This window comes from Pigmentiphaga humi (genome assembly GCF_900606115.1).
GTDB lineage: Bacteria > Pseudomonadota > Gammaproteobacteria > Burkholderiales > Burkholderiaceae_B > Pigmentiphaga > Pigmentiphaga humi.
In genome coordinates this window covers 84,874-105,222 of record NZ_UWPJ01000015.1, presented here as the reverse complement: position 1 = coordinate 105,222, position 20,349 = coordinate 84,874, and the positions used below count along the sequence as shown (strand labels likewise).

Genomic DNA, 20,349 nt, shown 5'->3' with positions numbered 1-20,349 from the left:
GTGGCTCTCTTGCGGCTGCCGGCCGGCCAATTAAGGTATATCCTATATACATCTTAGACCTCCACCGCTCCCCGCCATGCAAGCCTCCGATCTCTGCACGGAAGACGAAGTCGCGCGCCTCGTTTCGGCTTTCTATGCCAAGGTGCGGCGCGACGAAAGGCTGGGCCCGATCTTCAACTCGCACATCGACGATTGGGACGCCCACCTGGCCAAGCTGACCGACTTCTGGTCGTCGATGCTGCGCGGCACGCGCCGCTACGCCGGCACGCCGATGTCCGTCCACGTCGCCCTGCCCGAACTGAAAGAAACCCTGTTCGCGCGATGGCTCGAATTGTTCGACCAGACTCTTGCCGAGCAGCCCAACGCCCGGATGGCCGAGCGCGCCCGCACGTTCTCGCGGCGCATCGCCCAGAGCCTGTGGATGGGCTACCAGATGCACCGCGACCCCGACCGCCTCGCCCGCGAACTGCCGTGCGCCTGACCATCCATAGCGACTATGCGCTGCGCCTGCTCATGTACGTGGGCGGCCGCCCGGACCGGCTGTGCACCATCGCCGAAATCGCGGCCGCGCACGGCATTTCCGAGGCGCACCTGATGAAGGTCACCCATCGGCTCGGGCAACTGGGCTACCTCGAAACGCTGCGCGGCAAGGGCGGCGGCATGCGCCTGGCCAAGCCTCCGGAGGCGGTCCGGCTGGGCGCCCTGGTGGGCCGGCTGGAACCGGATTTCCACCTGGTCGAATGCCATGCGCCGGGCGGCCGATGCACGCTGGCCGGCCATTGCCGCCTGACCGGCATCCTGGGCGATGCCCTGAAGCTCTTCCTGGGCCACCTGGACCGCTACACGCTGGCGGACCTGCTGGCCCCGGGCGCTGACTTGCGCGCCTTCATTCCCGTTTCCCTCGAGGTTTCCCCATGACCCTGCAAGCACTCCTGGGCATCGAGCACGCCGTCGTCCAGGCCCCCATGGCCGGCTCGCAGGCCAGCGCGCTCGCCATCGCCGTCTCCAACGCCGGCGGCCTGGGTTCGCTGCCGTGCGCGACGCTCGGCCCGGACGCCCTGCGCACGGAGTTGCAGGCGCTCGCGGCCGGAACGGGCAAACCCTATAACGTGAACTTCTTCTGCCACACGGAGCCCGCGCCGGATCCCGCGCGCGAACAGGCCTGGCGGCAGGCGCTGGCTCCGTATTTCGCGGAATGCGGCATCGACCCGGCCGGCATTGCCGCCGGCCCGGGCCGCGCGCCCTTCAGCGCAGCGATCGCCGACATCGTCGAACCCTTCCGGCCGCCTGTCGTCAGCTTTCATTTCGGCCTGCCCGCTCCCGACCTGCTGGCCCGCGTCAAGGCCTGGGGCGCCACGGTCATGTCTTCCGCCACCACCGTCGAGGAAGCCCGCTGGCTCGAGGCCCATGGCGCCGACGTGATCATTGCCCAGGGCCTGGAGGCCGGCGGCCATCGAGGCATGTTCCTGTCCGGCGACCTGGATGGGCAGTCGGGCACGTTCGCCCTCCTGCCCCAGGTCGTGGCGGCGGTGCGCGTTCCCGTCATCGCCGCCGGCGGCATTGCCGACGCCCGCACCGTGGCGGCCGCCCGCGCACTGGGCTCCGCAGGCGTGCAGGCCGGCACGGCCTTCCTGCTGACGCCCGAAGCCACCACCGGCGCGGTCCACCGCGCCGCCCTCAGAAGTCCCGAAACGGCGCATACCGCGGTGACCAACCTGTTCTCCGGCAGGCCGGCGCGAGGCATCGTCAACCGCATCATGCGCGAACTGGGGCCGATATCGCCCGCCGCGCCCGCCTTTCCGCTGGCAACCGCCGCCATTGCGCCGCTGCGGGCCCGGGCCGAGGCCCGCGGCTCGGGAGACTTCACCTCTCTGTGGTGCGGCCAGAATGCCGCGGGCTGCCGCGAGCGCCCCGCCGCCGAAATCGTGGACGAACTGGCCCGGGCCTGGGCAGCAAGCGGCATCTGACACGAACCGGAACTGGCCGGCCCTTCGCCCATCTCTACGCGCCGTCCGCGATGCCTTTGCGACTGGTAAGCTTGCCGGTTTGCCGCGGTACGTACCCCCTCCAGCAACCATGTCCAAAGATAATTATTTCTCAGAAGAGCGCATCAGCGCGGAATGGCAGGAGCTCATGGGGCGCCTCACACCCGAGTCGCCGGCCCTGCTTTCCTCCCTCGTCCACAAACTGGCGCGGGTGCTGGCCGACGATTTCTACTCCCACATGCTGGCCGATCCCCATGCGTCGATTTTCCTGTCGAGCGAACAGGTCCACGAGCGGCTGCATGGCTCGCTGCAAAAGTGGGCCATCCAGGTGCTGGGTTCCCACTCGCCCGATGCCATCGACGGACTGATCGCCGCGCAATTGCAGGTGGGCACCATCCATGCGCGCATCGGCATTCCCTCCAATCTCGTCGCGCGCGGGGCGCGGCGGCTGAAGCTGCGGCTGCTCGAACGCCTGGCGGCCGCCCAGACCGACGAGGCCACGCGCCGGATCTGCATGATCTATGTGTCGCAGGTGCTGGATATATGCATGGAGGCGATGACGGCGTCCTATGCCCGCTCGCGCGAGCGCTCGGCCAAAAGCGACGAGGCCTACCGCCTGTTCTCGCTGACGCAGAACCTCAATACCGAACGCGAGCGCCAGCGCGCCAGCCTGCTCGATTGGGAAAACACACTGGTCTACCAGATCGCCATCGGCGCGCCGATGGCCGATACCGGCAACCTGTCGTCGTCGACCTTCGGTCTCTGGTTCACCCACAAAGGCGTGCCCAGCTTCGGCGAGAACTCCGAAATCGAGGCCATCTCCACGCTGATTGCCGACGTCGACGCCACGCTGGCCGTTGCGCGCCAGCAGGCCGATACGCCGGCGCTGCGGGCGTCGGTACTGCGCAGCGTGCGCACCGGGATCTCGTCGATCAAGCAGTTGCTGGGCTCGCTGTTCGCGCAGATGTCCGAACTGGAGTCGGGGCGCGATGCGCTGACGCAACTGATGAACCGGCGCTTCCTGCCCACGGTGCTGCGGCGCGAAGTCTCCCTGGCGATGCGCTCGGAAGGCGCTTTCGCGCTGATAATGGTGGACGTCGACCACTTCAAGGCCATCAACGACAACCACGGCCATGCCGCAGGCGACGTGGCGCTGCAGCGCGTCGCCGCCGCCTTGCTCAACGGCTTGCGCAGCAGCGACTATGCCTTCCGCTATGGCGGCGAAGAGTTCCTGCTGGTCCTGGTCGAAACGCTCGCGCCGGAAGCCTATGCCGTGGCGGAACGGCTGCGGCGGCAGATCGAGCAAGAGCCCACCGTCCTGGCCGACGGCACCGTGCTGAACGTCACGATCAGCGCCGGGGTGGCCATGCATACCGGCCATCCCGACTACGAACGCACGCTGGCCGCGGCGGACGCGGCGCTCTACATGGCCAAGAAGCTGGGCCGCAACCGCACGGAACTGGCCGAAGCCGCGGACGGCCGGATCGCCGGCCGCTAGCCGATGGCGCCGGACGGCATTACTCCGGCAGGATCTCGAGCACGGTTTCCATCGGGCGGCACAGGCGGGTGCCGCCCGGCGCCACGACGATGGGCCGGTTGATCAGAATGGGGTGCTCCATCATGAAATCGAGCAATTGTTCGTCGGTCCACTTGGGGTCGCCCAAACCCAGTTCCTCGTAAGGCGAGCCCTTGGTGCGCATGGCCTCGCGCACCGGCAGCCCCATCGCCGCGATCAGCCCCTTGAGCGTCTCGCGGCTGGGCGGCGTTTTCAGGTATTCGATCACGGTAGGTTCCAGGCCGCGCTCCTGCAGCAGGGCCAGGACCTTGCGCGACGTGCCGCAGGCCGGATTGTGGTAGATGGTGATGTCGCTCATGGGGAATGCTCCTCGCATACGTGCCGTATGCCGGCATCATAGCCTTGCGCGGCGGCCCGCGCCCCGCCGTCGATTTTGTGCACCGCAACCGGATACTGCTAAGCTAAGGTGCCTCTTGCCAGCTGCCATCGCTCCGAATCAGCTGCGCCTTTTCCCTGTTGATTCCATGGTTTCTTCCGCATTGCAGCATACTTCCGTTCCGACGCCGTCCGGCGGCACGCCGCCGCGCCCCTCTTTCGGCCGCGCCCTGGCCGCCCTGGGCCTGGGCGGATTCAGCATAGGCACGGGTGAATTCGTGATCATGGGCCTGCTGCCCGACGCGGCTCAGGACCTGGGCATCTCCATCCCGGCCGCCGGGCACCTGATCAGCGCCTATGCGCTGGGCGTGGTCGTGGGCGCGCCGGTACTGGCCGTGCTGGGCGCGAAGCTGCCGCGCCGCACCCTGCTGGTAGCGCTGATGGCGTTCTTCGCGCTCGGCAACTTCGCCAGCGCGGCCGCGCCCGCCTATCTTTCCATGATCTTCATGCGTCTGATGACCGGCCTGCCCCATGGCACTTATTTCGGCGTCGCCGCGCTGGTGGCCGCGCAATTGGCGCCCGACGGCCAGCGCGCCCGCGCCGTGGGCTACGTCATGCTGGGGCTGACCGGCGCCACCCTGTTCGGCGTGCCGCTCGCCACGGGGCTCGGGCAGTGGCTGGGCTGGCGTTCGGCATTCGCCCTGGTGGGTGCCATCGGCGTGCTGGCCGCCCTGCTCGTCTGGCGCTGGATTCCTCCGCTCGCGGCCGGCGCGGGCGCCAGCCCCTGGCGCGAACTCGGCGCGCTGCGCCGCAAGCAGGTCTGGCTGACGCTGGGCATAGGCGCCATCGGCTTCGGCGGCATGTTCGCGGTGTTCAGCTACGTCAAGCCCACATTGATGGAACTGGCCGGGCTGCCGGTGCAGGGCGTGCCGTTCGTCCTGGCCATGTTCGGCGTCGGCATGGTCGGCGGCAACCTGCTGGGGTCGCGGCTGGCGGACAAATCCCTGATGGCCACCATCTTCGGCCTGCTGGTCTGGTCGGGGCTGGTCCTGGGAGCCTTCTGCCTGACGGCGTCCAACCTGTGGCTGGGCTCGGTCAACGTATTGCTCATCGGCACCATCGTCGCCATCGGCCCCGCCCTGCAGATACGCCTGATGGACGTCGCCGGCGACGCGCAGACGCTCGCGGCGGCGCTCAATCATTCGGCGTTCAACCTGGCCAACGCGCTGGGCGCCTGGCTCGGCGGGCTGACCATCTCCGCCGGCCTGGGCTGGGCCTCGACCGGCTGGGTCGGGCTGCTGCTGGCGCTGGGCGGCCTGGCGATCTTCGGCGTGTCGTATGCGCAGATGCGGCACCGGGACGAAGCTCCCGCGCCAACTCATCCGCCCGCTTCGTCATAATGGAGGGCCGGTGTTTTTCCGCGCAGCCCTTTCCTTTCTACGCATGAGCCGTACCGAAACCTCTTTCCTACGCACCCTGTCGAGCCTGCGCTGGCTCGCCATCGGCGGCCAGGCCGCCACCATCTTCATCGCCGGCGGGCTGCTGAACGTGGACCTGCACGCATCCATGCTGTGGGCCGGCGTGGGCACGCTGATCCTGTTCAATCTGTATGCGGGCTGGCACCTGCGCGCCGGCGGCGAGCCCTCGCACGCCACCGCCGTCGGCCACATGCTGGTGGACATCGTCGTGCTGGCCTGGATGATCGCCTGGAGCGGCGGCATCGGCAATCCGTTCGGCCTGCTGTTCCTGGTGCTGATCGCGCTGGCCGCCATGGCCCTGCCGCGCCATTGGGCCTACGCCACCGCGGCCGCGGGCGTGACCGGCTACGGCGCGGCGGCGATCTTCGGCCAGCCGCTGAAAGCGCCTGGCGACGCCTACCAATTGCTGCTGCTGGGCATCGTCTCCAGCTTTCTGATCACGGTCGTGGTGATTCTGATCTTTTCCACCCGCCTGGCTGCCGACCTGCGCCACCGCGAACGGGAACTGGCCGACCTGAGCGAGCGCTTCGCCCGCAACGAAGGCATCGTCGCGCTGGCCACGCACGCGGCCTCGATGGCCCACGAACTGAATACTCCGCTGGCGACCATGACGCTGCTGGCCGACGAGATCGCCGAGCAGGCCGATACCGACGACCTCAAGGCCGATACCCAGGTGCTCACCGAATTGCTGGCGCTGTGCCGGGAACGCGTGCGCAATCTGGCGGTCCCAAGCGAAGTGGAACTGGAACGCGTGGTCGAACAGTGGACCCTGGTCCGCCCCACCGTGGAGCTGCACCGCACCGGAATCCTGCCCAAGGGATTGCGGGTCGAACCCTCGGTCGCCCACCTGCTGCAGGCGCTGCTCAACAATGCCGCCGACGCCGGCGAGCAGGCGGGCGCTCCGTACGTGGACTTGCACCTGGAGTGCAAGAACGGCATGGTCAGCGGCATGGTGCGCGACTACGGGCATGGCTTCAATCCCGACCAGCCGCTGCTGCCCGCCACGCTGTTCCGCAGCGCCAAGCCCGGTGGACTGGGCGTGGGATTGGCGCTGTCGCATGCCACGGTCGAACGCCTGAGGGGAGAAATGACCATGACTCCCGCGTCCGGCGGCGGCGTGCGCATCCAATTCCACCTGCCCGTGGAAACTACCGTGACCTCTACTGCCCGATGACAACCCTGGATACCGGCCTCCTGGTCGACGACGACGAACTCTACCTGCGCACGCTGCAGCGCAGCCTGGCCCGGCGCGGGCTGGAAACCCGCACCGCCACCACGATCGCCGAGGCGCTGCGGATCGCCGACGACATGCGCCCTTCTTTCGCGCTGCTCGATCTCAAGCTCGGCAGCGACGACTCCGGCCTGACCCTGATCAAGCCGCTGCGGGCGCTGCGCGCCGACATGCGCATCCTGCTGGTGACAGGCTACGCCAGCGTGGCCACGGCCGTCGACGCCATCAAGCGCGGCGCCGACGACTACCTGCCCAAACCCGCCACGGCCGACATGATCATGCGCGCGCTGGGGCTGGAAAAGGCCGAGGCGGTCACGATCGAATCGACCATGATTCCGCTGCATCGGCTGGAGTGGGAACACATCCAGCAGGCCTTGCACGAAACCGGCGGCAATGTCTCGGCAGCCGCCCGCCTGCTCAACATGCACCGCCGTTCGCTGCAGCGCAAACTGGCCAAGCGCCCGGGACCCGAGCGCGGGCCCGAGCCCGATTAAGCAGAGCCTCATCGCTGCCGCGCCTTCTTGAGGGAAAGCCGGGAAATGCCGATATCGCCGCCATTTCCCGTGAAATACCGCCAACACGGTGCGACATAGTGTCGCAGGCCTCATCCCTCCCTCAGCCCGGCTCCCGCTGGCGATACCTATAGAAAACCCTGACGCATCAGGGCTTTCCCTGATTCTCTCTCCTGCCGGCAGCCACGCCATGCGCGACTATTTGTCGCACTGCGACACGAGACGTCTTCTTTAGGATGCGGGACTGGCGGACTTCGCCATCCCTTCTTCAACCCAAGGCTGGACGTGAGTAAATCCTTCTTTGCGAACGCAAGGCGCGCGCTGGGCGCCGGCGTGGTCCTGTTGCTGCTGGCTGGCTGCAACATGGACGTTCTGAATCCCAAGGGCGACATCGGCGCCCAAGAAAAAACCCTGCTCCTGACCGCGCTCGGATTGATGCTGCTGATCGTCATCCCGGTCATCATCCTGACCATCGTGTTCGCCTGGAAGTACCGCTCCTCCAACACCAAGGCTGTCTACGACCCGAAGTGGTCGCACTCCACCGCGGTCGAAGTCGTGGTGTGGACGATTCCCTGCATCATCGTCGCCATTCTGGCCGTCATGACCTGGAAGAGCTCGCACGCGCTGGATCCGTACAAGCCCCTGGAGGCCGAGGCCAAGCCTATCGAGATCGACGTGGTTTCGCTCGACTGGAAGTGGCTGTTCATCTATCCCGAATACAAGATCGCGACGGTCAACGAGATCACCTTCCCGGTCGACGTGCCGGTGAATTTCCGCATCACGTCCGCCTCGGTCATGAACTCCTTCTTCATCCCGCAGCTGGGCAGCCAGATCTACTCGATGGCGGGCATGACCACCAAGCTCCACCTCATCGCGCGCGAGCCGGGCACCTATGCGGGCGTATCCGCCAACTACAGCGGCTCGGGCTTCTCCGGCATGCGCTTCAAAGCCATCGCCTCCAGCCGGGAAGAGTTCGAGCAGTGGGTCGCCAAGGTCCAGTCCTCGCCGCAGGAAATGACCCCGACGGCCTACCAGGCCCTGGTCTCGCCGAGCGAGCACGAGCCGGTGGCCTACTACTCGGGCGCAGCGCCCAACATGTTTGACGGCATCATCAACCAGTACATGGCCTCCGCAGGCATGGATACCGGTATGTGCACGCCTGCCAATCTATCCAAGATCGCCTTGTCGGAGTAAACATCGATGTTCGGAAAACTGACCCTGGAGGCCATTCCGTACCATGAACCCATCGTCATGGTCACGCTGGCCGCGGTCATCATTTTGGGCGCCGCCTTGCTGGGCGCCGTCACGTATTACGGCAAGTGGACCTACCTGTGGAAAGAATGGCTGACCACCGTCGACCACAAGCGCATCGGCATCATGTACATCATCGTGGCGCTGATCATGCTGCTGCGCGGCTTCGCCGACGCCATCATGATGCGCACGCAGCTGGCCGTCGCCGCCGGTGACTCGGCCGGCTACCTGCCGCCCCACCACTACGACCAGATTTTCACCGCCCACGGCGTGATCATGATCTTCTTCATGGCCATGCCGTTCATCACGGGCCTGATGAACATCGTCGTGCCGCTGCAGATCGGTGCGCGCGACGTGGCGTATCCGTTCCTGAACTCGCTGAGCTTCTGGCTGTTCGGCGGCGCCGTCGTGCTGATCATGATGTCGCTGTTCGTCGGCGAATTCGCCGCCACCGGCTGGCTCGCCTATCCGCCGCTGTCGGGCCTGGACTACAGCCCCGGCGTCGGCGTGGACTACTACATCTGGGCCCTGCAGCTATCGGGACTGGGCACCACGCTCAGCGGCATCAACTTCATCGTCACCATCCTGCGCATGCGCGCCCCGGGCATGACGATGATGAAGATGCCGGTGTTCACGTGGACCGCGCTGGTCACCAACATCCTGATCGTCGCCGCCTTCCCGGTGCTGACCGCCACGCTGGCGCTGCTGACGGCCGACCGCTACCTGGGCATGCACTTCTTCACGAACGACCTCGGCGGCAACGTGATGATGTACGTGAACCTGATCTGGATCTGGGGCCACCCCGAGGTCTACATCCTGGTCCTGCCCTGCTTCGGCGCATTCTCGGAGATCGTCTCCACATTTTCGCGCAAGCCGCTGTTCGGCTACAAGTCCATGGTCTATGCCACGGCGGCGATCGGCGTGCTGTCGTTCCTGGTATGGCTGCACCACTTCTTCACCATGGGCTCGGGCGCCAACGTCAACGCCTTCTTCGGCATCGCCACCATGATCATCTCGGTGCCCACCGGCGCCAAGGTCTTCAACTGGCTGTTCACCATGTACCGCGGCCGGGTCGAACTGAGCGCCTCGATGTGGTGGACGCTGGCCTTCATGATCACTTTCGTGATCGGCGGCATGACCGGCGTGCTGATCGCCATCCCCGCGGTCTCGTTCGTGCTGCACAACAGCCTGTTCCTGATCGCCCACTTCCACAACACCATCATCGGCGGCGTGCTGTTCGGCTGCATCGCGGCGATGACCTACTGGTTCCCCAAGGCCTTCGGCTTCAAGCTCAACGAGCGCCTGGGCAAGCTGTCGTGCGCGTTCTGGTTCGTCGGCTTCTTCCTGGCCTTCGTGCCGCTGTACATCCTCGGCTTCATGGGCATGACGCGGCGCCTGAACCACTACGACAACCCGGCCTGGCAGCCTTACCTGATCGTCGCCTGGGTCGGCGCCGTCGTGATCGCGATCGGCATCGCGCTCCTGCTGCTGCAGATCGCCGTGAGCATCCGCGACCGCAAGAAGAATCCGGACTTCGACGGCGACCCCTGGGGTGGCCGCACTCTGGAATGGTCCATTTCCTCTCCCCCGCCGTTCTACAACTTTGCAAAGGTGCCCCAAGTGACCCACCTCGACCAGTTCTGGCATGACAAGGAAACCGGCGTCGCCTACCAGCGACCCGCCCGCTACGAAGACATCCACATGCCGCGCAACACCGGCGCCGGGGTCTACATCGGCATCGCGGGCACCATCCTGAGCTTCGCGCTGGTCTGGCACATCTGGTGGCTGGCCGGCGCCGGCCTGGTCGGCATGATCGCCGGCTTCATCGCCCGCGCCTACGACCGCGACGTGGACTACTACGTGAAAGCCGACGAAGTCACGCGCATCGAGAACGCGCACCACGAGACCGCCACTGCTGCTGCCGCCGCCAAATTGGCGGCGTAGAGGTCCCCCCCCTACGCGCTTCGCGCGCCCCCCAGGGGGCGAAACTGGCGGACCGGCGGAGCCGGATCCGCGGTTTCCAGGGTCGTGGAGCATTGTTTCGGTGCGGAGCGCCGATTTTTTGAAGATTGATATGAGTCAAGCAGTAGCTCTTCCGAAGATTCACCCTCGCGGCGGCGACGTGCATGGGCACGGCCACCACGAGCATCACGACGACGGATCCAAGACCGTTCTGGGGTTCTGGATCTACCTGATGAGCGATTTGCTCATTTTCTCGGTGCTGTTCGCCACGTTCGCCGTGCTGTCCGGCGCGACGGCGGGCGGTCCGCGTGGCAGCGAGCTGTTCGACCTGTCGTTCGTACTGACCGAAACCATGCTGCTGCTGGTCAGCAGCGTGACCTTCGGCATGGCGATGCAGGGCCTGCACGCGGGCCGGCGCGGCAGGGTGCTGGCCTGGATGGCGGTCACCTTCCTGTTCGGCGCCGGCTTCATCGCGATGGAGATCTACGAGTTCCACCACCTGATCTCCGAAGGCGCCGGCCCGGGCCGCAGCGCCTACCTGTCGGCCTTCTTCACGCTGGTGGGCACGCACGGCCTGCACGTGACCTCGGGCCTGATCTGGATGCTGGTGATGATGCACATGGTCAGCCGCTACGGCCTGGATCCCATCGTTCGCCGCCGCATGGCCTGCCTGAGCCTGTTCTGGCACTTTCTGGACCTGGTCTGGATCTGCGTGTTCACCTTCGTCTACCTGTTCGGAGCCCTGTAATGGCGCAACACTCTTCCACGGCCGATAGCCACGACAGCCACTCCGCCAGCCACGGTTCGGTCAAGTCCTACATCATCGGCTTCGCGCTGTGCATCGTGCTGACGCTGATGTCCTTCGGCGTCGTCATGGGCGACGTCCTGACCGGCTTTGCCGCGGCCTCGGCGCTGATCGCGCTGTGCGTGCTGCAATTGGTCGTGCAACTGGTGTTCTTCCTGCACATGGGCACCTCGCCCGAGCAGCGCGAGAACCTGTCGTCCTTCCTGTTCACGCTCCTGATCATCGCGATCATCGTCGGCGGCTCCGCATGGGTGCTGCACAACATGAACGCGAACATGATGGTCATGTAAGCGCGTCCGGCAAGCCCTGCAGGAAAGGAAACGGCCGCGCATGCGGCCGTTTCCACGTCGGCCCAGCCATTGCCGCACGGCGCGCCTGACCGCACAATGCGGCTTTCGTCTTCGCTGCGGCCCCAATTTCCCCATGTCCTCCCCCCGCTCTTGCCTGCGCGTCGGCAGGCTGTTCTCCTGCCTGATGGCAGCCGGCGTGCTGGGCGCGCCCTTCCCGCTCCGTGCCTCGCCCTACGACACCGAGGAATACCGGCGCCAGCCGGGGCTTGCGCTGGTCAATGCGGCCGATGCCTACGACCGCGGGTTCACCGGGCGCGGCGTAGTGGTGGGCGTTTTCGATTCGGGGCTCAACGGCAGCCATTCCGAATTCCAGGGACAGTTCCTGGGCGGCTACGACTTCCTGGCGAAAAAACCCTACACCCCCGGCAGCGGCACCGACCCCGGCCTCCATGGCTCGCACGTGGGCGGCCTGATCGCCGCCCGGCGCGATGGGGTGGGCATGCACGGCATCGCCTTCGATGCGAAGCTGATGGTGGCGGGCCTGAATCCCTATGCGGAATCCACCGACAGGATGTTCGCTCAGGGCCTGGATTACATGGCGGAGCAGCGGGTGACCATCATGAACGCCAGCCTGGGATTGAACCGCTGCGACGGCAGCATCGGCACGCCGCCGTGCCATGTGGGGGACTACACGCCTGAAGGCTACCAGGCCGAGAATCCCTTGACGGTGGCGGCGATGCGGCGGCTCGCCGAGGCCGATGTGCTGGTGGTCGTGGCCGCGGGCAACAGCACGCAGCCGCATCCGGAAGTGCTGGCCGGCGCGCCCGCGCTGTTTCCCGAGCTGCAGTCGAACTGGCTCGCGGTCACGTCGGTCGGCGTGGAGGGCGAGGCGGTGGGCTACGCCAACCATTGCGGGATGGCGAAAGACTGGTGCCTGACGGCGCCGGGCGGCACCACCGCGCGCAAGGTGCTGTCGGTCGCCGGCACGGGCACGGGCTATCTCGAGATGGACGGCACGTCGATGGCCGCGCCGCTGGTAGCGGGAGCCGCGGCGCTGGTGAAGCAGGCGTTTCCTTATTTCACCGCGTACCACTTGCAGCAGACGCTGCTGACCACGGCGCGCGATATCGGCGACCCGGGCGTGGACGAGCGCTATGGCTGGGGGCTGCTCGATGCCGGCCGCGCGGTGCTGGGTCCGGCGCAGTTTCTTGCCGACTTCGCGGTTGATACGCAGGGGTGGGATTCGGTGTTCGGCAACGATATTTCCGGCGCCGGCGGGCTCGTCAAAGCCGGCGCCGGCACGCTGGTGCTGGCCGGTAACAATACTTATACGGGCACGACCCGGGTATCGGGCGGCGTGCTGCGCGTGGACGGCTCGCTCGCCGGGTCGGTGGCCGTGGAGAGCGGCGGCACGCTGCTGGCCAAGGGCTCGATCGGCGGGCTGGATACGGGCGGCGTGGTGCTCGGGGCGGCCACCGTGGCCGGCGATTACCGGTCGCGGCCAGGCGCGCTGCACGTGCTGGATGCCGGCAGCGGCGAACGCATAACGGTGGCGGGCGCGGCCACGCTGGAGGGCGGCGAGATCATGCCGCTGCTGGCCGGTCCGCTGCGCCTGGGCACGCGCTACCCGATACTGCTGGCCGCCGGCGGCATCGAGGGCGGATACGACGGCGTGCGCGCCGACCTCGCCACCGCAGACCGGCCCTTTCTCGCCGCCGTGCTGGAAGAAACCTCGCCCACGCAGATCGACCTGGCGGTACGGCGCAGCGACCTGCCGTTCGAGCCTTTCCTTACGACGGCCAACCAGCGCGCGGCAGGCAATGCGCTGGATCGCCATTCGGCGGCGCCGTCCGCGGGGCTGGCCTCGCTGTACGACGATCTGCTGAATACGGCGCCGGCGGATCTCGCGTCGCGGATGGACCCGCTCTCCGGCGAATTGCACGCCGCAGTGGGGCCGGCGCTGTGGACGCCGTCGCGGCTGCTTGCCGACGCGGTGCGCGACCGCGCCTCCCTCGCGGCGCCGGAATCGCCGCTGTGGGCCCGGATCGTGGCCCAGGGCGGAAGGCAGTCGGCTCGCGACGGCCACCTCGGCGCCGATACCCGCCACGCCGGCATCCAACTGGGCGGCGACCGTCCGGTATCGCCGCACTGGAGACTGGGCGCCGCGGCCGGCGCCATGCAGGGGCGGCTCGATCTCGACGGCCACGGCGGCCGGGCCGACCTGGACAGCTATGCCCTGCTGGGATACGGACGGGGCGCGTGGGCCCAGCCGGAAGGGCGCGAAGTGGGCGTGTCGCTGGGGCTGGGCTATGCGCGGCACCGGATCGAAACCCGGCGCTCTCTCGACGTCGGCGGCGCGCAGGAGCTGGCCGCCGATTATCCCGCCGACGCGGTGCATGCGTTCGCCGAGGCCCGGTACCGCATGCCGCTGCGGGCGCAGTTGGCGGTCGAACCCTATGCCGGCGCGGCCTGGCAGTGGCAGCGCCTGCACGGTTTCCGCGAAACCGGCGGGCCCGCCGCGCTTGCGGCGCAGGCGCAGAGCGCCAGCTACGCCGTGCTGTCGCTGGGCGCGCGCCTGCGCGGAGAGCCGGCGGATTCCAGCGTGCGCGGCCGGTGGAGCGTCGGCGCCGGCTGGCAATATGCGCCGCGCGCCGAGGCGACCCGCGCGCTGGCCTTCGCCGGGGCCGAAACGGTGGCGTTCACGACGTCGGCCGCGCCGCTGGCGCGGCACGCACTGGTGCTGGAAGCCGGGGCGTCGCTGGCGCTGGGTCCGCGCACCCGGCTCGCGCTCGATTACCGCGGCGCCTTCGGCAGCGGCGGCCGGGATCACCGGGTCGCGCTCGCGTTGAAGGCGAGCTTCTGAGGGTAACGTGAAGAACCGACGGCCGCCTGGGCGGCTGTCGCCCAGGCGCGTAGCCCCGCTATTCTCCCTTGATGCCGAACTCCGCCACCACGCGCGCATAGCGGTCGTATTCCTCCCTGACCGCCTGCACGGCTTCCTGCACGCTGCTGCCCGAGGTATCCACCCCGGCGCCGCGCATTTTCTCCTTCACGTCCGGCGCGCGCATGACCTGGTTGATTTCGCGGTTCAGGCGTTCTACCGCGGCCGCAGGCGTGCCCGCGGCCACGAATACCGGGAAGAACACGTTCATCTCGACGCCGCGGATGCCGCTTTCGGTCAGCGTGGGCACATTGGGCAGCAGCGGCGTGCGCTGCTTTTCCGCGACGGCCAGCGCAACCAGCTGCCCGCCCTCGATGTACTGCCCCACTCCGCCCAGCGCGCCGAAGGCCAGCTTGATCTGGCCGCTGATGGTATCGACCACCGCCGGCATGACGCCCTTGTAGGGCACGTGCGTCATCTCCGTATCGGTCGCCTTCATGAAGAGCTGGCCGGCGATGTGCTGGGGCGAGCCATTGCCCGACGACGCATAGGGCAGCCCCGGATGCTTCTTCAGGTAGGCCACCAGGTCGGCCGGCGTCTTGACGCCCAGTTGCGGATTGGCCAGGATCACCAGCGGCGAGGAGGCGGTCCGCGCCACGGGCGAGAGATCCTTGACGACGTCCACGCCGCCGCCCGCGCCCTTGGGCAGGACATGCGGCGCGCCCAACAGCGTGCTGGCGCTCAGCAGCAAGGTATGCCCGTCGGCCTCGGAGCGCGCCACCGCCCCGGCGCCGATCAGGCCGCTGGCGCCGGGACGGTTGGTGACCACAACCGGCTGGCCGAGCGTGGCGGGCAGGCGTTCGGCCAGAATGCGGGCCAGCATGTCGGTGCTGGAGCCCGGCGGCACCGGCACGACGATGGTCAGGGCCTTGCTCGGCGCCCACTCCTGCGCGGCGGCGGGGGCGGCCCACGCCAGCGCGCCGAATGCCATGAACAGGTTGGCGGTCAGTTGTCTCATTGCTTTATCCTTGTCAGCCGGCTTTCGCCGGTGTTGCCGGTTCCGCAGAACCGGTGCGGCATCAATACGTGATGTTGATGTTCTTGCCCTGCGTATACGACAGCAGTTCCTCGATGGATTCGTCGCGGCCTATGCCGGATTGCTTGTAGCCGCCGTAGCTCGTGCCCAGGAAATGCGGCCCGGCGTTGTTGACCCAGATGAAACCCGCCTGGATGCGGCTGGCGGCGCGGTGCGCGCGGGCGAGGTCGCGGGTATAGACGGCGCCGGTCAGGCCGTATTCGACGGCGTTGACCTGCTCGAACATGCTGGTTTCGTCAGACCACTTGATCACCGACAGCACCGGGCCGAAGATCTCTTCCTGTGCGATGCGCATGTCGGCGCGCACGCCGGTGAACACGGTCGGCTCGACGAAGAAGCCGTTGCGCAGGGCGGGATCGTCCGGGCGCCTGCCGCCGCAGGCGAGCGTGGCGCCCTCGCCCAGGCCGATGTCGATGTACTTCATGATCTTGTCGTACTGCGCGCGCGACACGATGGCTCCCATGGTCGTAGCCGGATCGGTCGGCAGCCCGGGCCGGTAGTGCCGGATCTTGTCGAGCACGCGTTCGACGATCTGGTCGTGCACCGATTCATGGACGAACAGGCGCGACGTCGAACCGCAGGATTGGCCGCTCCAGGTGAAGTTCATGCCGTGGACCGCGCCATGCCCGGCACGTTCGAGATCGGCGTCGGGGTAGACGATGCAGGCATTCTTGCCGCCCAGTTCCAGCGTGATGCGCTTGAGCCGGTCCGCCCCCGCGCGCGCCACCGCGCGTCCGGTGGCGACGCTGCCGATCAGCGATACGAAGGGGACGTCGGGATGCGCCGCCAGCGCCGCCCCGCACTCCGTCCCGCCGCTGACCACGTTCAGCACGCCGGGCGGCAGGATGCCGTCGATGAGTTCCATCCAGCGATAGGCCGACAGCGGCGCCTGCACCGGCGGCTTCATCACGACGGTATTGCCGGCCGCCAGCGGCGCGGCGCTCTTGGCCGCGGTGAACATCAGCGGATGGTTGTAGGCGACGATGCGCCCGACCACGCCATAGGGCTCGCGCACGGAAAGGTTGACCACGCCCTCGCCCATGGGAATGGTGTCGCCCTTGATCTCGGTGACCAGCCCGGCAAAGAAATCGAATTGCGCTGCTGCGGCCAGCACGTCGCGCGTCATTTCGGCTACGGGATTGCCGCAGTTGACCGCATCCAGCAGGGCCAGCTCCTGCGCATGCTCGCGCAGCACCGCGGCGATCCGGCGCATCGCGGCGGCACGGTCGGCCGGCCGGATCCGGCTCCATTCGGCGAACGCGGCCTGCGCCGCCCGGACCGCGGCATCGACGTCGCTGGCATCGGCGTGCGCGCAAGCCCCTAGGTTGGTCCCCGTGGCCGGGTCCCAGGTATCCGCATAGCCGCCGGCGGGCGCATGCCAGCGGCCGCCGTAGTACAGGTCGCGGTGCGCGGGCAGGCGCACGGCGGCCGGGTCGGCAGCCCGCGCAGGCATGCCGGCAATCGTTCCAGACATATTCTGATTTCCTTGATCGAGACGCGCGAAATCGCTGCGGGCATCTTAAGAAGCCCCCTGCCGGCGCGTCCAATGGATAGTCTGAATTCCGGAAATGGGCGGCGCGGATAATGCGGAACGGCCCGCGCCGGGCGCGGGTTCAACTGCCGGCGCAGTAGTTGGCCGCAAAACGCTGCCTGAACCAGCGGTTGCCCGGATCGCCGTGCATGCGGGCGTGCCATTGCATGTTCAGGTCTATGGTCGGCAATTCGAACGGCAGCGGCACGATGCGCAGCGGCTGGTCGCGGATCATGAAGCTCGCCGGCCCGGACGGTGCGGTCAGGACCAGGTCGGACATGGCCAGGGTGGCGGCAAGCCCGCTCGAATAGGATGCGCTCAGCGCGATGCGCCGGCGCACGCCCTGCCCCGCGAACTCGGCCTCCAGCAATTGATCGAGCGACGCATGGATGGAAGCCGCGGGCCGGTAGCTCAGGTGCGCGGCGGCCAGGTATTGCTCGCGCGTCAGCGTGCCGCCGATGGAGGGGTGGTCGCGGTTGATGACGCACACCCAATGTTCGACGAATAGCGACTGCCGGTGGAACTCGGCGCCCAGATCGGGCAGGAAGCCCACCGCGAGGTCCAGCTCTCCCTGCACCATCGCATCCCGGGCTTCGCGCACCGGCAGCGACTCGCCCACCAGGTCCACATTGGGCGCCTCCTGGCGCAGCAGCGCCACGAAGGTCGGCAAGTGGGCCTGCTGGGCAATGTCGCTGAGCAGGATGCGGAAGGTGCGGCGGGCACTGGCGGGATCGAAAGCCCGGTTGCGCTCGAATGCTGCCCGCAGCCGTTCCAGCGCGGCGCTGACGTCGTCTTCGAGCTCCAGCGCCAGGGCGGTCGGCTGCATGCCCGCCGGCGTGCGCACGAAGAGTTTGTCGCCGAAGGCTTCGCGCAGGCGCTGCAGCGAATTGCTCGTGGCCGACTGCGACAGGCCGACGCGCTCGCCCGCCAGCGTAACGCTGCGCGTGCGCATCAGCGCATCGAAGATCAGCAGCAGGTTGAGGTCGAGCCGGTTCAGTTGCATGGGTTCCCCGTGGCGCCTCGCGGCCTCCCCGCCATGCGTGCCGCCGCAGCGGCCGGACCGCCTCGTTCAGCGGCTGGGCATGTCTTTGTCCGTATAGACGAGCTCGCTGTTCGCCTCGGCGGGGATGGGTCCGAAGATGGCATTCCAGCGATCATAGCGCGCGCGCATCTGCGCCAGCCTGTCGGGATGCCGCCGCGCCAGGTTGGCCCGCTCGCGTTCGTCGGCGGACAGGTCGAACAGATATTCGTTGTCCTCGATCGCCAGGTATTTCCAGCTTCCCTCGCGCATCGCGCGCTGGCTGCGGTGCTTCATGCGCCAGAACAGCTCCCGCGGAATCTCGGCGGCGTGGTCGCGCAGCACGGGCAGCATCGACACGCCGTCGAACGGATAATCGGGATGGGCCGGCACGCCGGCGGCATCGAGCATGGTGGCGGTCCAGTCCATGGTCATGCACAACTGCCGCGATACCGACCCGGGCCGCAGCTTGCCGCCCCACTGGACGATGTAGGGAACGCGGATGCCGCCCTCGGTAAGGTCCATCTTGCCGCCCACCAGCGGCCACGAGTCCGAGAAACGCTCGCCGCCGTTGTCGCTGGTGAAGACGACCAGAGTGTCCTCGGCCAGGCCGAGTTCGTCCAGCGCCTTCAGCACGCGGCCGCAGCCCTCGTCCAGCGTCCGGATCATGTCCGCGTAGACGTGCACGGAGCCGCCGTCCAGATGGCGGATGTCCTGGTCGGTCTGCGCGTTGGAGCCGCCCTGCTCGCGCGTTTCCCAAGGCCAGTGCGGCGCGGTGTAGTGCAGGCTGAGCAGAAAGGGATCGCGGTCCTGCGCGCGCGCATGCAGGTAGGAGACGGCCTCGTCGGTCAGCAGGTCGGTGAGGTAGCGGCCGTGGTAGTCCACCGCGTCGCCGTTGCGCACCAGGTCGTGCTTGCCCATGCGGTCGACGTGGCTGAAATAGCTTACGCCGCCGGACAAGGGGCCGATGTGGTATTCATAGCCGCTTTTCTGCGGGCCGAAGTGCGGCGGATAGCCCAGGTGCCACTTGCCCACCAGCGCCGTGCGGTAGCCCCGTTCGCGCAGCAGCGACGGCAGCGTGGGATGCGCGGGCGGCAGCCCGATCTCGGTACTGCCGCGGAACTTGCCCGTCATGGGCTCCTCCGCCGCGCCGCGCAGCCGATACTGGTAGCGGCCGGTGATCAGGCCGAAGCGCGTCGGCGAACACACGGGCGAATTCGAATACCCTTGCGTAAACCGCATCCCCCGCGCCGCCATGCGGTCCAGTTCCGGCGACACCGGCTGCCGCCCCCCGTAGCACCCCAGATCCGCATACCCCAGATCGTCGGCAAGAATGAATACGAAATTAGTCATGGAATTCCTGAAGGGGGGACCGCCTCAATCGACTTTCATCCCCGCCGATTTGATGATCTTCGCATAGCGTTCGCGTACCGTCGCCAGTTCCTTGGCGGCGGCTTCGCCGTCCAGGGATTCGAGCGTGAAGTCCATCGCGCGCAGGCGCTGCTGGACGTCGGGCTGCGCGAGCACCTGCTCCATGGCTTGGCGCAGCGCCTGCACCACGCTGTCCGGGGTCTGGGCGGGCACCATCGCGAGATAGAGCACGTCCTGGCGGATGTCGGGAAAGCCCAGTTCCGCCGTGGTCGGCACGGCGGGCAGCAGCGGCGAGCGCTGGCTGCCGGTCACGGCCAGCGCCTTGAGCGTGCCGGCGTTCACGTGTTGCAGCAGCCCCGGCGTGGCCAGCGCGGCGGCCTGCACTTCGCCGGAGACCAATGCCAGCACGGCCGGCGCATTGCCGCGGTAGGGGATGTGGTTGATCTTCATGCCGGTGGCCTGGCCCAGCATGCTCAGGCTCAGGTGTCCCGGCGAACCGTTGCCCGCCGAGCTGAAGTTCACCGGCTCCCGCCTGCCGTGCTCGACAAGTTCTTTGAGCGTGCCGGCCTTGGCCGAGGCGTGCGCGGCGATCAGCATGCCGGACGAGGCCAGGCGCATTACGGGCTTGAGCTGCTCGGGCGCAAAGCCCATCGAGGGATACAGGCTGGGATTCACCGTGAAGCTGGAGTCCAGCGCGAAAAGCATGGTGTAGCCGTCCGGCGCGGCGTTGGCCACCGCGGCGGCGCCGATATTGCCCCCGCTGCCGGTGCGGTTCTCCACCACGAAGGGCTGCTTGAAAATGGCGTTGAAGCGCTCGGCCATCATCCGCGCCATGATGTCCAGCGGACCTCCCGCCGTGAAATTGACCACGATTTTCACCGGCTTGTCCGGGTAGGAGTTCTGCGCCGCCGCGGTTCCCGCCGATAGGCAAAGCGCCGCAGCCAGCCCCGCCGCGCGCGCCATCGATTTGTCCAGCATCTCCAAGCTCCTTGTATTTATCGCAGCGCGCTGCCCGGGCACCGCCGGACTGTCGCTCCACGCCGGCAT

At 67.6% G+C, this 20,349-nt stretch carries 17 protein-coding genes and 1 pseudogene; 12 read left to right on the top strand and 6 right to left on the bottom strand.

Going from position 1 to position 20,349, the window contains the following annotated elements:
* Window positions 1-76: 76 nt before the first annotated feature.
* The 4 genes from PIGHUM_RS08665 to PIGHUM_RS08650 all read left to right on the top strand — a co-directional run bounded on the left by PIGHUM_RS08665 (window position 77) and on the right by PIGHUM_RS08650 (window position 3,483).
* Window positions 77-481 (top strand): group III truncated hemoglobin, encoded by a 405-nt coding sequence (locus tag PIGHUM_RS08665; protein ID WP_124079176.1) that lies wholly within the window; start codon window positions 77-79, stop codon window positions 479-481.
* On the top strand, window positions 472-918 hold the full coding sequence (locus PIGHUM_RS08660; protein ID WP_124079175.1) for an RrF2 family transcriptional regulator: 447 nt from the start codon (window positions 472-474) through the stop codon (window positions 916-918). The genes PIGHUM_RS08665 and PIGHUM_RS08660 overlap by 10 nt, the downstream gene beginning before the upstream one ends.
* A complete protein-coding gene (locus PIGHUM_RS08655; RefSeq protein ID WP_124079174.1) occupies window positions 915-1,967 on the top strand; it encodes an NAD(P)H-dependent flavin oxidoreductase in 1,053 nt (350 codons plus the stop codon). The genes PIGHUM_RS08660 and PIGHUM_RS08655 overlap by 4 nt, the downstream gene beginning before the upstream one ends.
* A gap of 109 nt (window positions 1,968-2,076) precedes the next feature.
* A complete protein-coding gene (locus PIGHUM_RS08650) occupies window positions 2,077-3,483 on the top strand; it encodes a GGDEF domain-containing protein (RefSeq protein ID WP_160142214.1) in 1,407 nt (468 codons plus the stop codon).
* Window positions 3,484-3,505: 22 nt separating this feature from the next.
* On the opposite strand, the pseudogene arsC reads toward PIGHUM_RS08650, so the two are convergent.
* Window positions 3,506-3,859, bottom strand: a pseudogene (arsC, locus tag PIGHUM_RS08645) (arsenate reductase (glutaredoxin)); the annotation flags it as partial.
* A gap of 166 nt (window positions 3,860-4,025) precedes the next feature.
* On the opposite strand from arsC, the gene PIGHUM_RS08640 reads away from it, so the two are divergent.
* The 8 genes from PIGHUM_RS08640 to PIGHUM_RS08605 all read left to right on the top strand — a co-directional run bounded on the left by PIGHUM_RS08640 (window position 4,026) and on the right by PIGHUM_RS08605 (window position 14,268).
* Window positions 4,026-5,276, top strand: a complete 1,251-nt coding sequence (locus PIGHUM_RS08640; RefSeq protein ID WP_124079171.1) for an MFS transporter — start codon at window positions 4,026-4,028, stop codon at window positions 5,274-5,276.
* Between the two features lie 43 nt (window positions 5,277-5,319).
* Window positions 5,320-6,528, top strand: a complete 1,209-nt coding sequence (locus tag PIGHUM_RS08635) for an ATP-binding protein (protein ID WP_124079170.1) — start codon at window positions 5,320-5,322, stop codon at window positions 6,526-6,528.
* The gene (locus tag PIGHUM_RS08630) at window positions 6,525-7,079 is read left to right on the top strand and encodes a response regulator transcription factor (protein ID WP_124079169.1); all 555 of its coding nucleotides are present in this window, start codon (window positions 6,525-6,527) and stop codon (window positions 7,077-7,079) included. The genes PIGHUM_RS08635 and PIGHUM_RS08630 overlap by 4 nt, the downstream gene beginning before the upstream one ends.
* 303 nt (window positions 7,080-7,382) lie before the next feature.
* Complete coding sequence (cyoA, locus tag PIGHUM_RS08625; protein ID WP_246013045.1) at window positions 7,383-8,291, top strand: ubiquinol oxidase subunit II; 909 nt, start codon at window positions 7,383-7,385, stop codon at window positions 8,289-8,291.
* Between the two features lie 6 nt (window positions 8,292-8,297).
* Window positions 8,298-10,292, top strand: a complete 1,995-nt coding sequence (gene cyoB, locus PIGHUM_RS08620) for a cytochrome o ubiquinol oxidase subunit I (protein WP_124079168.1) — start codon at window positions 8,298-8,300, stop codon at window positions 10,290-10,292.
* 130 nt (window positions 10,293-10,422) lie between these two features.
* Window positions 10,423-11,058 carry a cytochrome o ubiquinol oxidase subunit III gene (cyoC, locus tag PIGHUM_RS08615; RefSeq protein WP_124079167.1) on the top strand — a complete coding sequence of 212 codons (636 nt, stop codon included), beginning with the start codon at window positions 10,423-10,425 and terminating at the stop codon, window positions 11,056-11,058.
* A complete protein-coding gene (gene cyoD / locus PIGHUM_RS08610) occupies window positions 11,058-11,405 on the top strand; it encodes a cytochrome o ubiquinol oxidase subunit IV (RefSeq protein ID WP_124079166.1) in 348 nt (115 codons plus the stop codon). The genes cyoC and cyoD overlap by 1 nt, the downstream gene beginning before the upstream one ends.
* A gap of 133 nt (window positions 11,406-11,538) precedes the next feature.
* Window positions 11,539-14,268 carry an autotransporter domain-containing protein gene (locus tag PIGHUM_RS08605; RefSeq protein ID WP_160142213.1) on the top strand — a complete coding sequence of 910 codons (2,730 nt, stop codon included), beginning with the start codon at window positions 11,539-11,541 and terminating at the stop codon, window positions 14,266-14,268.
* A 58-nt stretch (window positions 14,269-14,326) separates the two neighbouring features.
* Here the strand turns inward: PIGHUM_RS08605 and PIGHUM_RS08600 are convergent, their stop codons facing one another.
* The 5 genes from PIGHUM_RS08600 to PIGHUM_RS08580 all read right to left on the bottom strand — a co-directional run bounded on the left by PIGHUM_RS08600 (window position 14,327) and on the right by PIGHUM_RS08580 (window position 20,280).
* Window positions 14,327-15,304, bottom strand: coding sequence for a Bug family tripartite tricarboxylate transporter substrate binding protein (locus tag PIGHUM_RS08600; protein ID WP_124079164.1), 978 nt, complete (start codon window positions 15,302-15,304; stop codon window positions 14,327-14,329).
* A gap of 61 nt (window positions 15,305-15,365) precedes the next feature.
* A complete protein-coding gene (locus tag PIGHUM_RS08595; RefSeq protein WP_246013043.1) occupies window positions 15,366-16,856 on the bottom strand; it encodes an aldehyde dehydrogenase family protein in 1,491 nt (496 codons plus the stop codon).
* A 139-nt stretch (window positions 16,857-16,995) separates the two neighbouring features.
* Window positions 16,996-17,916 carry a LysR family transcriptional regulator gene (locus tag PIGHUM_RS08590; protein ID WP_124079163.1) on the bottom strand — a complete coding sequence of 307 codons (921 nt, stop codon included), beginning with the start codon at window positions 17,914-17,916 and terminating at the stop codon, window positions 16,996-16,998.
* Between the two features lie 66 nt (window positions 17,917-17,982).
* The gene (locus PIGHUM_RS08585; protein ID WP_124079162.1) at window positions 17,983-19,284 is read right to left on the bottom strand and encodes a sulfatase family protein; all 1,302 of its coding nucleotides are present in this window, start codon (window positions 19,282-19,284) and stop codon (window positions 17,983-17,985) included.
* A 24-nt stretch (window positions 19,285-19,308) separates the two neighbouring features.
* Window positions 19,309-20,280 carry a Bug family tripartite tricarboxylate transporter substrate binding protein gene (locus PIGHUM_RS08580; RefSeq protein ID WP_124079161.1) on the bottom strand — a complete coding sequence of 324 codons (972 nt, stop codon included), beginning with the start codon at window positions 20,278-20,280 and terminating at the stop codon, window positions 19,309-19,311.
* Between the last annotated feature and the right edge of the window lie 69 nt (window positions 20,281-20,349).